This is a genomic window from Leisingera sp. XS_AS12 (assembly GCF_041224635.1).
In the GTDB taxonomy this organism is placed as follows: Bacteria; Pseudomonadota; Alphaproteobacteria; order Rhodobacterales; family Rhodobacteraceae; genus Leisingera.
Map to the genome: position 1 here is coordinate 45,762 of NZ_JBGFGM010000128.1, position 13,991 is coordinate 59,752.

General features: G+C 60.9%; 11 protein-coding genes. 2 read left to right on the forward strand and 9 right to left on the reverse strand.

Features of this window, described 5'->3' with window-relative positions:
• Nucleotides 1-130 precede the first annotated feature (130 nt).
• Nucleotides 131-784, forward strand: a complete 654-nt coding sequence (locus AB9K35_RS22215) for an RluA family pseudouridine synthase (RefSeq protein ID WP_369929547.1) — start codon at nucleotides 131-133, stop codon at nucleotides 782-784.
• Between the two features lie 127 nt (nucleotides 785-911).
• Here AB9K35_RS22215 and AB9K35_RS22220 read toward each other — a convergent pair whose 3' ends face one another.
• The gene (locus AB9K35_RS22220; protein WP_369929549.1) at nucleotides 912-2,351 is read right to left on the reverse strand and encodes an aldehyde dehydrogenase family protein; all 1,440 of its coding nucleotides are present in this window, start codon (nucleotides 2,349-2,351) and stop codon (nucleotides 912-914) included.
• 312 nt (nucleotides 2,352-2,663) lie between these two features.
• On the opposite strand from AB9K35_RS22220, the gene AB9K35_RS22225 reads away from it, so the two are divergent.
• Nucleotides 2,664-3,314 (forward strand): peroxiredoxin, encoded by a 651-nt coding sequence (locus AB9K35_RS22225; RefSeq protein WP_222454239.1) that lies wholly within the window; start codon nucleotides 2,664-2,666, stop codon nucleotides 3,312-3,314.
• 3 nt (nucleotides 3,315-3,317) lie between these two features.
• On the opposite strand, the gene AB9K35_RS22230 is transcribed toward AB9K35_RS22225, so the two are convergent.
• The 8 genes from AB9K35_RS22230 to purH form a co-directional block, all read right to left on the reverse strand.
• Nucleotides 3,318-5,096, reverse strand: a complete 1,779-nt coding sequence (locus tag AB9K35_RS22230; RefSeq protein ID WP_369929552.1) for a hypothetical protein — start codon at nucleotides 5,094-5,096, stop codon at nucleotides 3,318-3,320.
• Nucleotides 5,096-5,956: a glycosyltransferase family 2 protein gene (locus AB9K35_RS22235; RefSeq protein ID WP_369929554.1), complete on the reverse strand. Its 861-nt coding sequence runs from the start codon at nucleotides 5,954-5,956 to the stop codon at nucleotides 5,096-5,098. Before AB9K35_RS22235 ends, AB9K35_RS22230 begins: the two co-directional genes overlap by 1 nt.
• Nucleotides 5,957-6,101: 145 nt before the next feature.
• On the reverse strand, nucleotides 6,102-8,240 hold the full coding sequence (gene pnp, locus AB9K35_RS22240; protein WP_369929556.1) for a polyribonucleotide nucleotidyltransferase: 2,139 nt from the start codon (nucleotides 8,238-8,240) through the stop codon (nucleotides 6,102-6,104).
• A gap of 231 nt (nucleotides 8,241-8,471) precedes the next feature.
• Nucleotides 8,472-9,791, reverse strand: coding sequence for a M16 family metallopeptidase (locus AB9K35_RS22245; RefSeq protein WP_369929558.1), 1,320 nt, complete (start codon nucleotides 9,789-9,791; stop codon nucleotides 8,472-8,474).
• On the reverse strand, nucleotides 9,788-11,131 hold the full coding sequence (locus AB9K35_RS22250) for a M16 family metallopeptidase (protein ID WP_369929560.1): 1,344 nt from the start codon (nucleotides 11,129-11,131) through the stop codon (nucleotides 9,788-9,790). The genes AB9K35_RS22245 and AB9K35_RS22250 overlap by 4 nt, the downstream gene beginning before the upstream one ends.
• Before the next feature lie 171 nt (nucleotides 11,132-11,302).
• Nucleotides 11,303-11,824: a DUF3035 domain-containing protein gene (locus AB9K35_RS22255; RefSeq protein WP_369929562.1), complete on the reverse strand. Its 522-nt coding sequence runs from the start codon at nucleotides 11,822-11,824 to the stop codon at nucleotides 11,303-11,305.
• Nucleotides 11,825-11,878: 54 nt separating this feature from the next.
• Nucleotides 11,879-12,361: a signal peptidase II gene (gene lspA / locus AB9K35_RS22260; protein ID WP_222454246.1), complete on the reverse strand. Its 483-nt coding sequence runs from the start codon at nucleotides 12,359-12,361 to the stop codon at nucleotides 11,879-11,881.
• Between the two features lie 17 nt (nucleotides 12,362-12,378).
• On the reverse strand, nucleotides 12,379-13,968 hold the full coding sequence (gene purH / locus AB9K35_RS22265) for a bifunctional phosphoribosylaminoimidazolecarboxamide formyltransferase/IMP cyclohydrolase (protein WP_369929564.1): 1,590 nt from the start codon (nucleotides 13,966-13,968) through the stop codon (nucleotides 12,379-12,381).
• Nucleotides 13,969-13,991: the final 23 nt, after the last annotated feature.

The following is a 13,991-nucleotide window of genomic DNA, read 5'->3' on the forward strand; positions in this document are numbered from 1 at the left end:
GGGCCGGTTACCGGATCGCCGGGACCGTGTCAATTTAGCAAATCCAAGGCCCGCGCGGAATACCACTGGCAACGCGGTCGGCAACCGCCCCCGCTTGCCCCCGCGCGTCACTGGCGCTAGGCACACACATATGGCCCCATCGAGCGAATACACCCCGCCGCAGGACCCGTTGGACATCCTGCACCACGACGCCCAGATTCTCGCCGTCAACAAGCCGGCAGGACTGTTGTCCGTTCCGGGCCGTGGAGAGCACCTGTCCGACTGCCTGATCAGCCGCGTGCAGGCCATCTTTCCGGAAGCGCTACTGGTACATCGCCTCGACCGCGACACCTCCGGCGTGATGGTGTTTGGTCTCAGTCCGCATGCACAGCGCCATCTGTCCATGCAGTTCGAGAAACGCACCGCCAAGAAAGCCTACGTGGCCCGTGTGGCCGGTCGGCTGGAGCCGCGCACCGGTACCGTCGACCTGCCGCTGATCGTCGACTGGCCCAATCGGCCACGACAGATGGTCTGTCATGACACCGGGAAACCGGCGGTGACGGATTGGCGGGTCATGAAGTACGAGGACGGCGCCACGCGGGTGCGCCTCACTCCCAAAACCGGCCGCTCGCATCAGTTGCGGGTTCACATGCTGTCGCTTGGGCATCCCATATTGGGCGATCCACTATACGCAACCGGTGCTGCACTCGACCACCCGCGTCTGATGCTGCACTCTGAAGAACTGCGCATCAAACACCCCGACAGTGCTGAATCCCTGAAGTTCCGGGTAAAAGCCGACTTCTAGCAGATCTGCCGCAAAAGCGGCGGGCCACCACGGTGTCTTGCGATGCAAGACCTAACGGGCCCTGAACGCGCGAAAGCCGCCCCGAAGGACGGCTTTCCAATCAGCACGATATCGCTGCCTGCCGGGTTTATTCGACAGCCCAGCCGCCGACGGCCTTCACCTCGAGGAAGTCCTCGATCCCCCACTTGCCGCCTTCGCGGCCCTTGCCGGACATTTTCATGCCCCCAAAGGGGGAGCCGGCAGATCGCGACTTGCCATTCATCTCAACCATGCCGGAGCGCAGCGCACGGGCCATACGATTGGCACGAGCGCCGTCCTGGGTCTGCACGTAGTTGGTGAGCCCGTAAGGCGTGTCGTTGGCGATCTCGATGGCTTCCTCTTCGGTTTCGAAGGGCAGGATCGCCAGCACCGGGCCAAAGATCTCTTCGCGTGCGATGGTCATCTGGTTGTTCACATCGGCGAATACGGTGGGCTTCACATAATAGCCCTTGTTCAGACCATCCGGGCGGCCCGTGCCGCCGACCACCAGCCGTGCCCCTTCGTCGATGCCTTTCTGGATCAGATCCTGGATCTTGTTCCACTGCAATTCATTGACCACCGGTCCGATGTGGCGACCTTCGCGATCCGCCGGGCCGACCTCGACCTTGGAGGCCACTTCCGCAGCCTCAGACACCACCCGGTCATAGATGCTCTTCTGCACCAGCATACGGCTCGGAGCGTTGCAGCTCTGGCCGGTGTTCTGCATCATGTGCAGGACGCCACGTTTGACGGCCTTTTCATCCGCGTCCTCGAAAATCACGTTGGCGCCTTTGCCCCCCAGCTCCAGGTGGACCTTCTTCAGGGTCAGCGCGGCATTCTGGCTGATCGCGATGCCTGCGCGGGTGGAACCGGTGAAGGACACCATGTCCACATCCTTGTGGCCGGTCAGCTGCGAGCCGACGCCCGGACCATCCCCGTTTACAAGGTTGAACACGCCGGGCGGGAAGCCTGCCTCGTCCATCAACTCGGCAAAGATCATCGCGTTCAGCGGGCTCTGCTCCGAGGGCTTCAGCACCATGGTGCAGCCGGCAATGGCCGCCGCGCCAACCTTGAGCGTGACCTGGTTCATCGGCCAGTTCCACGGCGTGATCAGCGCGCAGACGCCGACAGCCTCGTGGATGATGCGATCGTTGGGAGACTCGTCATTCAGCGGCGCGTCGAACTTGAACTCCTTGGCCGCCTTGATGAAACCGCGCAAATGCCAGCTGCCCGCCCCGACCTGAGAGGTCCGCGACAGGCTGATCGGCGCGCCCATTTCCATCGACATCGCCTGGGCCAGATCCTCGGCGCGCGCCTCGTAAACGTCGACCAGCTTTTCCACCAGCGCGATGCGCTCTTCCACCGGGGTGGCCATCCAGCCCGGCAGCGCCGCCTTGGCCGCCGCAACGGCCGCGTTGGTGTCGGCCTCGCCGCCCAGCGAGATCACCGCGCAGGGCTCCTCTGTCGAGGGGTTGATGACCTCAAAGTCGTTTGCAGCTGCAGGGGCGACCCACTGGCCGTTGATATAAAAATCGCGTTTCTCGATCATCTCGGGGATCTCCCATTTCAGACGTGTTTTACCGACTGTCTGGCCGGTTTTGCGCCACTGTGTCACCGGGCCGGACGCGGGGCAAGGGGCATTGGTGCGTAAATTTGATCAAATTATGAGGCCCACTGTCAACCCGAGCCGCCGCCCCTGTGCAAATCCTTGCCCGGCAAGGAATTTGCAGTTTTCCCGTGGCATCGCCACGCGGGGGCTGTAACGTGGCAGCAGAGCACCTAGGTAGCATTCGAGGCGACTCAGGCCGCCGCCGGGCGGCGAACACCCTGACACGACAACCTGACTTAGGAGGACACTGCCATGAGTTTGCGCATCAACGACGTGGTACCCGATTTCACCGCCGAAACCGACCAGGGCAGCATCTCGTTCCATGACTGGATCGGGGACAGCTGGGCAATTCTGTTTTCCCACCCCAAGGACTTCACTCCGGTCTGCACCACCGAGTTTTCCGCCGTGGCGCAGCTGTCCGAGGAATGGGCAAAACGCAACACGAAGGTCATCGGCGTCTCTGTCGACGGGGTTGAAGAGCACAAGGGCTGGAAAAAGGACATCGAAAGCTACGGCAATGCTTCGGCGGGTTTCCCGATCATTGCGGACGGCGATCTGAAAGTCTCCAAGCTTTATGACATGCTGCCCGCAGAGGCCTACCTGCCCGACGGCCGCACCCCCGCCGACAGCGCCACCGTACGGTCGGTCTTCATCATCGGCCCCGACAAGCAGCTGAAGCTGTCGATGACATATCCGATGACCGTGGGGCGCAATTTCGCCGAGATCCTGCGCGCTCTGGACGGGCTCCAGATGAGCGCCAAGGGCGTCGCGACGCCGGCCAACTGGGTGCCCGGCGAGGACGTCATCATCCCGCCCTCGGTCTCCGACGACGATGCCAGGGCGAAGTTCGGCGAATTCGAGGCGATCTTCCCCTACCTGCGCAAGACAAAAGCGCCGGAGTAAGGTTCAGGAGGCCGCCACTTCCGTCTTCTGGTGCGCCTCAACCATCCTATCAAGTCTGCGGGCGCTGTTTGCGATCATGCTTTCAGCGTCCGCGTTGTGCGATTGCCAAATTGACGACAAGAAATTCGGACTGTGGCCACAGAGATAAGGTGAGGTGGTCAGAATTCGCAAATCGCGTTTCTGTTCCAGGTATCGGTCTACCGCTCCAGTTCGTTTATCCAGAACTGCCCAATCCCACTCTGCCATGGCTTTCAACGCCGCTTCGCGATAGTAGCCGAAGACCAGCCCAACCAACTGATCCAATTGAACATACGTCACACCATCACGCGTTTCGACTTTTTGGATCTTTGCTGCGGGTGCCAGATCGCTAATCAGGCCAGAAAATACGTCCCATGTTCCGGCGTTCTCTTCAAGGTAGCGGTCAACCTTCAACTTCTTGGCAGAAAAGTCTGCCGGGAAATAGCAATCGTCTTCATACACCTGCAATTGCTCGACGGAGGCCGCCAACGCTTTGCGAGCCATATACCAGTAACTCAGGCCACAACCTTTCCAGCTGGGATTGCGCCGAAGCCCCGGGAACAGTTCGTATCCGTCAAGTTTGCTCTCCTGGCACCACGCATACCGATCGGTTTCTTCCGGCATCGAAAGCACCAACTTATCCGAAGGTAGCTCGTACCATGCGGTCAGACGTTCGAATTCTTCCGGGCTCAGCACTCCAATCCCAAGGAGCACCCGCAAAACCATGAATTTGGTTTGCCTGTAAATCGCCGGGTCTACAGTCAAAGACCGGTCATCAACGAGTGCGGCCTCAACGGCCTGAACCATTCCCTCTACGTCGCCCTGAGGGACAAACGATACCATCGACGCAAGGGCGCCATGGTGTTCTTGATCCACTGCTGTCTCCGAAACCACGCGCGTTCCTTCACTGAGACATTCACAAATGCGCGTTGTCTCCAGTAATGCAGTTTCATAGGCATGAATGTTGACGACGACCTTGGCCCGGCGGATCTTTTTCAAGACCTCGTCACCGAACGCATTCGTCACCACTTCGACCTTAAAGGACTGGCGCAGTCTTTCTATGTACTTCTGACGTCGACCAAAGGAAGCATCGCCGTAAAACAAGACATCAATGTCACGGTCGCCAGTGGCGGAGGCCTCAGGCGTCGGCATCGGCGCGAGAGGAACGAAATAGAGTGTCTTCAACTCCAAGTTACGCTGCCGCAATACGGAAAGGTTGCGTATCGAATAATCGATGACAGCGAGGGTCTCTTGCAGTTGATCGAGATACTCATCGGTGAACCAACGGTCAGTGGTAGACTGTTCCACTTGAAAGGCTACCGTCTTCTCTCTTGGTGGCAGAGTATCATGGTATTGAGGGGCAATAACCACGTACAGATCAGCGGAATCTTCACAATACTGCTCCACCACGTTCACCGTGAGCCTTGTCTCGCTCAAGCACGACTTCAACAAGCGGGCAATGAACAGAGTGTGCGGAGAAGCAAGAACGGCCAGCGTTTTCACCTGCCCGAGTTCGCCGCTCTCGATAAGTGCATCTCGCTGCGTGAACCAGGCCTCCAATTGCTGGGAGCTTCTTTTCTTATAGGCCCGCGCCATCCAAGGTGCGAAGGCTGATTTTGGATTGCCCTCTTTGTCTGTGACCAAGAAACGCAACGGCCCCTTCGGGCGGCGCTCTTTGTCAAATAGCAAGGCCCGAACCCAGCCGCGTGGTTTTTGATTTGAATGAAAAGCCAGGCCCTTAATCCGCTGCTTCACAGTTTTCATCATATCTCTCTTTTCTTTTTCAGCCCGCTCCAAACACCGGCGACCAGCCCGGCCTGTTTAGCTCTCTTGCGAGGAGAAAACAGAATCAACGGAGACAACAATCCACCGGCAGCGTGGGCCAGGCACCTAATGCGAGCGAGAGGCCGACCATGTTTTTGCATGGCGTAAACGCGTGAGACGCCCAGGTGATAGGCCTTGAAACGGGTGATTTCGGGGTCACGGCCTGACGAGTGACCAGCCATGTGGACAACATGAGCGTCCGGCACAAAAACCAGTTTGCCGCCAGCCGCCCGCACCCGGAGGGACCAATCATCGTCTTCGTGATACATGAAGATATTGGGGTCGAACTGCACGTCGGCGAAATAGGCACGTCGCACAACGATGGCAGCACCTGAAACCACCGGCACTTCACACTCGACCTCAGGCCAGCCGCGCGGGAGCCACTCTCGCCGTGGCAGCAGCACTGAGCGCCGCCGAAAATTGGGACTGCCATTGCTGTTAGCGATGCGCGGTGTGAAGGCCGTCTGCGGCGGATGGCGTCCCGCGGCGGCCAGGAAAGCTTCCACCGTACCGGATTGCACCACGCTATCGGGATTAAGGAAAAACAGGAACTCGGTGTCAGCTTGACTGGCGCCAAAATTGCAAGCGCGGCCAAATCCGAGGTTCCTTTTGTTCCGCAAAATCTTCACTGCCGGAGACTGAGCCAGTTCATTCAGGGCAGCACCGTCAGAGCCTGCATTGTCCACAATGATAGTCTTGACGCCGTTAGGCAGCGAAGAGAGCATCTGCTTCAGAACAGGCGCGCTATTGTAGCTGACGGTTATAACGGTAACGTCTGAAAGAGTATGTGGGGAGCTCATGCTAGTTCCTCGGATCGCCCGGCACCAAGGCTGGGCGTCGTCCGGCGGCAAATCGCCCATCCACACAGGCGGAACGACTACCAACTTAAAAAATAAAGGGACGCACCCCCAATGAGGGGATGCGTAATGTTGAGGAAAGACCCGCTTATTCCGCGCTTTCTTTCTTCTCCGGCTGGATTTCCTCGCCGGTTTCCTGGTCGACAACCTTCATCGACAGGCGGACCTTGCCGCGGTCGTCGAAGCCCAGCAGTTTGACCTTCACTTCCTGACCTTCCTTCAGAACGTCCGAAGGATGGTTCAGGCGACGGTTTTCGATCTGGGAGACATGCACCAGGCCGTCGCGCTTGCCGAAGAAGTTCACGAAGGCGCCGAAGTCGACGATCTTCACGACCTTGCCGGTGTAGATCGCACCTTCTTCCGGCTCTGCCACGATCGAATGGATCATGTCATAGGCCTTCTGGATGGCGTCACCGTTCGGGCTGGCGATCTTGATGATGCCGTCGTCATTGATATCGACCTTGGCGCCGGAGGTTTCCACGATCTCGCGGATCACCTTGCCGCCCGAGCCGATCACTTCACGGATCTTGTCGGTCGGGATCTGCATGGTTTCGATGCGCGGAGCGTGGACCGAGAACTCGTTGGTCTCGGACAGCGCCTTGCCCATCTCGTTCAGGATGTGCAGACGGCCATCCTTGGCCTGGGCCAGGGCTTTCTCCATGATCTCGGGCGTGATGCCTGCAACCTTGATGTCCATCTGCAGCGAGGTGATGCCGTTTTCGGTACCTGCCACCTTGAAGTCCATGTCGCCCAGGTGGTCTTCGTCGCCCAGGATGTCCGACAGGATCGCGTAGGAGCCGTCATCTTCCAGGATCAGACCCATGGCCACACCAGCGACCGGCGCCTTCAGCGGCACGCCTGCATCCATCATCGACAGCGAACCGCCGCAGACGGAAGCCATCGAGGAGGAGCCGTTGGATTCGGTGATCTCGGACACCACACGGATGGTGTAGGGGAAGTCGGTCGGGGCCGGCAGAACCGCCTGCAGCGCGCGCCAGGCCAGCTTGCCGTGGCCGATTTCACGACGACCGGGCGAACCGACACGGCCCACTTCACCAACCGAGTAGGGCGGGAAGTTGTAGTGCAGCAGGAAGTTGGATTTGAAGTTGCCGTGCAGCGCGTCGATGAACTGCTCGTCATCACCAGTGCCCAGCGTGGTCACCGCCAGCGCCTGGGTTTCACCGCGGGTGAACAGGGCCGAGCCGTGGGTCCGCGGCAGAATACCGGTTTCGGCCACGATATCGCGAATCTCGTCGGTTTTGCGGCCGTCGATACGCTTGCCGGTCTTGACCACGTCACCGCGCAGGATGCCCGCTTCGAGCTTCTTCAGCGCGGAACCGAGGTTCGCGTCTTCCAGCTGCTCTTCGGTCAGTTTTTCCTTGATGGTCTCACGTGCGGCGGCAACAGCGGCGGTGCGCTCCTGCTTGTCGGTGATCGCAAAGGCGGCGCGCATCTCGGCTTCGCCCGCGGCCTTCACGGCCTCGTAGAGCTCGGAGTAGTCCGGCGGGGTGAAGTCGAAGGGCTCGTTCGCTGCTTCTTCGGCCAGCGAGATGATCAGGTCGATCACCGGCTGGATCTGCTCGTGAGCGAATTTCACCGCACCCAGCATCTCGGCTTCGGACAGCTCGTAGGCTTCCGATTCCACCATCATCACCGCGTCCTTGGTACCGGCAACAACCAGGTCCAGGCGCTGCTCGGGGTTCAGGCGCAGGTCCTGCATGTCATCGACGGTCGGGTTCAGAACGTATTCACCGTCCTCAAAGCCGACACGTGCGCCAGCAATCGGCCCCATGAAGGGAGCGCCGGACAGGGTCAGTGCAGCGGAGGCTGCGATCATCGCCACGATATCGGGGTCATTGACCAAGTCGTGGCTCAGCACGGTGCACATCACCAGCACTTCGTTCTTGAAGCCGGGTGCGAACAGCGGGCGGATCGGACGGTCGATCAGACGCGCGGTCAGGGTTTCTTTTTCGGTCGGGCGCGCTTCGCGCTTGAAGAAGCCGCCGGGCACCTTGCCCGCAGCGTAGTATTTTTCCTGGTAGTGGACGGTCAGCGGAAAGAAGTCCTGGCCGGGCTTCTGCTGACGGGCAAAGGTCACGTTGGCCATGACGCTGGTTTCACCCAGGGTGGCAATCACGGAGCCATCCGCCTGGCGGGCAACCTTGCCGGTTTCCAGTGTGAGCGTTTCTTCGCCCCACTGCATCGATTTTTTCGAAACGTTAAACATCTAGCGTATCCTGTATGGGAGCGCTCCCGGCCCTCCGGGTCTCCCGTTTGCGTGGCGGCCCCATTGCCGCCGGCCCCATCTATCTTGCTTTCGCGTGCCAGGGCCCGGGCACATCGTCTCAGATAGGCCGCCCTTACATGAGTTTGGGGAAAAATGAAAGGGTGCGCGCAGGGGCTGACCGCTTTCAGCAGCCCTGCGCCTAGCGATACGGGGCCGACGGCCCCGCATCATTCAATTGGTGGTTTCCAGCCCAGCAGGCCGACCGACAATGGTGAAATGCAGCCCATCGGGATCCATGAAACGCGCCGCAAAACTGTTCAGCTGCTCCAGCGTCACCGCGTTGATGCGATCATTTCGGGTTTCGACATAGCTGATCGGAAGATCATCCATCTGCATCCCCGTCAGAATCGAGGCTATGCGACCATTGCCGTCAAAGCGCAGCGGGTAGGCCCCGGTCAGGTAGGTCTGCGCATCGCGCAATTCCTGTTCGCTCACCCCCTCCTCGGCCATCCGTCGCCATTCGTCACGGATCACCTGCACGGCCTCTGCCATCTTGGCATTATCAGACGCAACCGACCCCATGTAGACCGCAGCCAGATCTCGCGGCACGAGGTACGAATAGATCCCATACGTCAGCCCGCGTTTTTCCCGCACCTCGGTCATCAAACGCGATTCAAAGGAGCCGCCGCCGAGAATCTGGTTCATGACATAGGCGGTGAAGAAATCTGGATCATGCCGCTCGATGCCTTTCTGGCCGAAGATGGCAACCGACTGCGGTGTGTCGAAATCCACCACGGTCACGCCGCCCTTGATCTGCACCTCTGCCGGACCGGGGATCGGCGCGCCAGTCTCTGGCAGCTGTCCCAGCAGCTCGTCCAGCAAGACCTCCAACTCCGCTGCGGAGATGTCACCCACTGCGCTGATGAACACGCGATCTCTGGCAAAGACAGCCTCGTGGGCGTCGAATATGTCCTGTCGGCTGAGCGCGGAGACGCTTTCGATCGTCCCCTTGCCATCGCTGCCGTATGGATGATCGCCAAACGCCATGCGGGCAAAGGCACGGTTGGCGATCTGATTGGGGTTCTTCGCATCGGCGCGCAGCCCGGCCAGGATCTGCGCCCGCACCCGGTCCAGCGCATCCTGATCAAAGCGTGGCTCGAACAGGGTCTGGCGCAACAGGGCCATGGCCGCATCGCGATTCTCCGTCAGGAAGCGCGCGGAAATCGACACGGCATCCTTGTCCGCATCATACCCGATGTCAGCCGCCAGGGACTCCAGCGCGCGTGCATATTCCTGCGCCCGCAAATCGCCTGCCCCTTCCTCCAGCAGGCCGGTCATCAGATAGACGGACCCTCGCTTGCCCGGCGCATCAAGCGACGTGCCGCCGCGAAACCGCAATTCGAGAGCGGTGAAGGGAATCGTGTGATCTTCGACCAGCCAGGCGGTGAAGCCACCCGGAGAGGTCACCTCCTGGATCTTCACCCCGGCCAAGGCGGGCAATGCGATCCAAATAGCAATCAGCGCGGCAGCGACCTGTTTCAACGCCTTCATTGCGTGACCTCCACATCGCGGGACATCCAGCCGGTAACCGAGGTTTCCGGGCGCAGCACTTCTTGCGCCGCTGCGATGATTTCATCTGCGGTAATCGATTGCAGGATCTTGGGCCAGTCCTGCACATCCTGCACCGTGAGACCAATGCTCAGCGCCCGCCCGTAGCGGTTGGCGATGCCATTGACGTTATCCCGGTCATAGATCTCGGCCGCGCGCAGCTGCAACTTGATCCGCTCCAATTGTTGCGGGTCCACGCCTTCGCTCAGGAAACGGGCAATGCTGGCATCCAGCGCCGCCTCGGCCTCCTGCATGCTGACCCCCTCGGCGGGAACGATCAGGAAGGTAAAGGTCGTGTCATCCAGCGTGCTGCCGGAGTAGAACGCGCCGGTGTAAACCGCGACCTGCTGATCGAATTGCAGGGCATCAGCCAGATAGGACGTGTTGCCTCCCCCCAGCAGCTCGGCCAGCAAATAGAGAGCGGCCGCCTTTTCCTGTGCGCCACTGTCGCGTTCCGGGGCCAGATACGAACGCTGCACATAGGGCTGAGCAACCCTGGGATCGGTAAAATTCAATCGCCGTGCCGCGGTCTGGGGCGGCTCCTGGCTGCGGAACCGTGGCGGCAGGTCCGGGTTTGGGGGAATGACGCCATAGTATTTCTCTGCCAGCTGCCGCACCTCTTCGGGATCGACATCCCCCGAGACGATCAGAATGGCGTTGTTGGGCGCGTAATAGGTCCGGTAGAAGGACAGGGCGTCCTCCATATCCAGGCTTTCCATCTCATGGCGCCAGCCGATCACCGGCTGGCCATAACGATGGTTGAGATATTGCACCGCCTGCAGCTGCTCGCGAAAGAGGGCCACCGGGTCATTGTCCGTGCGCTGGCTGCGTTCCTCGAGGATAACTTCGCGCTCTGTCTCGATGTCCTCGGGATTGAGGCGCAGATTGGTCATGCGATCGCTTTCCATCTGCATCATCAACTCCAGCCGGTCAGCCGCGACGCGCTGGTAGTAGGCGGTGTAATCATAGCTGGTGAAGGCGTTGTCCTGACCGCCATTGGCGCGCACGGTCGCCGAGAGTTCCCCAGGGGCCAGCTTGTCCGTGCCCTTGAACAGAAGATGTTCCAGGAAATGAGCCACCCCCGACTGTCCCGGAGGTTCATCCGCCGAGCCTGCCCGGTACCAGACCATCTGCTGCACCACCGGCGCGCGGTGATCCTCGATCACCACCACCTCCATGCCATTGTCCAGCGTAAACGCCGTTACAGCCTCATCCTCGGCCCTCAACGGGCCGGTCAGGACGGCGACAAGCGCCGCCATGGCCAAAGTGATCCTTTGGATCATCCGGCATCCTCCAATCTCTGCACCTTGCGCCTGCCCAGCGCGGTGCGCTTTTTTTTCTGCTCATGCCCATCGCGGCCACGGCGTGGCTTTTTGAGGCCGCGGGCGCGATGAATGACGTAAAACTACGCTGCTGCTGGCGTCTTGCAAGACCGGCTGGCAGAAATGTGAGACTCAGGAACCATCAGCGGGCGGCGCGGAGGGCGTAGGAACCCCGGCGCGGCGGAACTGCTGGTTGACCGCGTGCGGATCCAGCGTCTGACGCTTGTAGGCGTCGCTGTAGCGGTCCACGTTGAACAGCTTGAAGCGCGCGGTCCGGTTCTCCCGCTTGCGGAACGCGGCATCCTCGGCCGCCAGCGACTCGCGGATATCCGGCTGCACGCCATAGCGGCCAGAACTGCGCACCAGCGCCAGATCACGTTCCGGCACGGCATCTCCCGCGGCCAGCAATGCTGGCGAGCCGCCCAGCGCGGCCACGGCATCGGCATTGGGGTTAGGGTCGGTTATGTTGGCGCCACCCGGCGTCGGTACCGGCAACTGCGCATAGCTTTCGGGCTGGCTCAGCGGTTTGGCGGGCAGCACCAGAAATTCATCCGGCCCGGTGCCGGGCTTCTGAAGCTCGCGCAGACCACCCTTGGAGCAGCCGGCCAGCGCCACGATACCTGCCAGAACGATCACACCAAACGGGATCTTCATGCCCCAAACTCCTGCCTGTTTCCCGGCGCTTTTAACGTATTTGCAATCCAAGGTCTACGCAGGGTTTTTCGATCGACCCTCGAACAGGATCAGGCCAGCGGCCCCTGCAAAAATGAAGATGTCCGCGACATTGAAGACGAAGGGATTACGAATGCCGCAACAGGACATGTTCAGGAAATCCAGCACATAGCCATAAAGCAAACGGTCAACCACGTTGCCAAGCGCTCCGCCGATTACGAGACCGGCGGACAGCGGCATCATCCAGTGACCGTGCTTGCCGCGGCGGATCCAGACCACCAATGCCACGCAGATCACCAGCGACAGCCCGATCAGGATCCAGCGCGCGGCATCATCACCGCCGCCGAACAGGCCGAAATTGATTCCGGTATTTTCGCCGTAGCGAAAATTCAGAATGGGTGGCAGCACGTCGATCCGCAGGCGCTGGTCAAGCGCCATCCAATGTACGACCAGATACTTGCTGACCTGATCGGCCAGCAGGGACAGGACCGCGCCCCAGATCATCAAACGTGCTGCCATGTCTTGTGATGCCCTGCTCAGTGGCGGAAGTGACGCATGCCGGTAAAGACCATCGCAAGGCCAGCGTCATTCGCCGCCTTGATGACCTCATCGTCGCGCATCGAACCACCCGGCTGGATCACGCAGGCCCCACCTGCCGCCGCAGCCTCGAGCAGGCCGTCCGCAAAGGGGAAGAAGGCGTCGGACGCAACCGCGCAGCCCTTGGCAAGGCTTTCCTTCAGACCCAGCTCAGCGGCCATGCGACCTGCCTTCGCAGCGGCAACATTGGCGCTGTCAAGACGGCTCATCTGCCCCGCCCCGACGCCCACGGTGGCGTTGTCCTTCACATAGACGATGGCGTTGGATTTCACGTGCTTGGCAACTTTCCAGGCAAACAGAAGATCCTGCATCTGCGCGTCGGTCGGCGCCTTGTCGGTGACCACTTTCAGGTCATCCATGCTGACGTAGCCCACGTCCTTGTCCTGAACCAGCATGCCGCCGGCCACTTGCTTGTAGGCGACGATGGGCTGACGCGGATCCGGCAGACCGTCGGTCAGCAGCAGGCGCAGGTTCTTCTTGGCGGCGAAGATTTCCTTGGCTTCCTCGGATGCGCCCGGGGCGATCACCACTTCGGTGAAGATCTCGGTGATCTTCCTGGCGGTGTCCGCGTCGAGCGGCTGGTTCAGCGCCACGATGCCGCCAAAGGCCGAGGTGCGATCGCAGTCGAAGGCCTTCTGGTAGGCTTCCGCCAGGGTCGCGCCCTTTGCGACGCCGCAAGGGTTGGCGTGCTTGATGATCGCCACCGCAGCGCTTTCGGCCGGGTCGAACTCGGCGACGAGCTCATAGGCCGCGTCGGTGTCGTTGATGTTGTTGTAGGACAGCTCCTTGCCCTGAAGCTGCACCGCGGTGGCAACGCCGGGGCGGCCCGAGCCATCGGTGTAAAACGCCGCTTCCTGGTGGCTGTTCTCGCCATAGCGCAGCGTCTGCTTCAGCTCACCGGCGAAGGCGCGGCGGCGCGGGGTCTTCTCCTCCAGGGCCGAGGCCATCCAGTTCGAGACCGCGGAGTCGTAAGCCGCGGTGCGGGCATAGGCGTTCTGCGCCAGCCGCTGGCGGAAGCGGTAGCTGGTCTGACCGTCGTTTGCGTCCAGTTCACCCAGCAGTGCCTCGTAGTCCTGTACGTCGGTCACCACGTTCACGAAGGCGTGGTTCTTGGCTGCGGCGCGGATCATCGCCGGGCCGCCGATGTCGACGTTTTCGATCATCTCGTCATAGCCGGCACCGCGCGCCAGCGCCGCCTCGAACGGGTAGAGGTTCACCACCAGCAGGTCGATGGCGCCGATGCCGTGCTCGTTCATGGCCGCAACGTGGGTGTCATTGTCGCGCAGCGCCAGCAGGCCGCCATGCACCATCGGATGCAGGGTTTTCACCCGGCCGTCCATCATTTCGGGAAAGCCGGTGACCTCGGCGACGTCTTTCACGGTCAGCCCGGCATCGCGCAGCGCCTTGGCGGAACCGCCGGTGGACAGCAGCTCGACACCGCGCGCGGCCAGCGCCTTGCCCAGCTCGATCAGGCCGGTCTTGTCGGATACGGAAAGCAGCGCACGGCGTACGGGGTGAAGGTCGGTCATGGCAGGGCGGTCCTTTTCAAAGG

Coding starts and splice junctions, on each gene's coding strand:
- AB9K35_RS22215 (WP_369929547.1), top strand. CDS start 131: ATGGCCCCATCGAGCGAATACACCCCGCCGCAGGACCCGTTGGACATC.
- AB9K35_RS22220 (WP_369929549.1), bottom strand. CDS start 2,351: ATGATCGAGAAACGCGATTTTTATATCAACGGCCAGTGGGTCGCCCCT.
- AB9K35_RS22225 (WP_222454239.1), top strand. CDS start 2,664: ATGAGTTTGCGCATCAACGACGTGGTACCCGATTTCACCGCCGAAACC.
- AB9K35_RS22230 (WP_369929552.1), bottom strand. CDS start 5,096: ATGAAAACTGTGAAGCAGCGGATTAAGGGCCTGGCTTTTCATTCAAAT.
- AB9K35_RS22235 (WP_369929554.1), bottom strand. CDS start 5,956: ATGAGCTCCCCACATACTCTTTCAGACGTTACCGTTATAACCGTCAGC.
- pnp (WP_369929556.1), bottom strand. CDS start 8,240: ATGTTTAACGTTTCGAAAAAATCGATGCAGTGGGGCGAAGAAACGCTC.
- AB9K35_RS22245 (WP_369929558.1), bottom strand. CDS start 9,791: ATGAAGGCGTTGAAACAGGTCGCTGCCGCGCTGATTGCTATTTGGATC.
- AB9K35_RS22250 (WP_369929560.1), bottom strand. CDS start 11,131: ATGATCCAAAGGATCACTTTGGCCATGGCGGCGCTTGTCGCCGTCCTG.
- AB9K35_RS22255 (WP_369929562.1), bottom strand. CDS start 11,824: ATGAAGATCCCGTTTGGTGTGATCGTTCTGGCAGGTATCGTGGCGCTG.
- lspA (WP_222454246.1), bottom strand. CDS start 12,361: ATGGCAGCACGTTTGATGATCTGGGGCGCGGTCCTGTCCCTGCTGGCC.
- purH (WP_369929564.1), bottom strand. CDS start 13,968: ATGACCGACCTTCACCCCGTACGCCGTGCGCTGCTTTCCGTATCCGAC.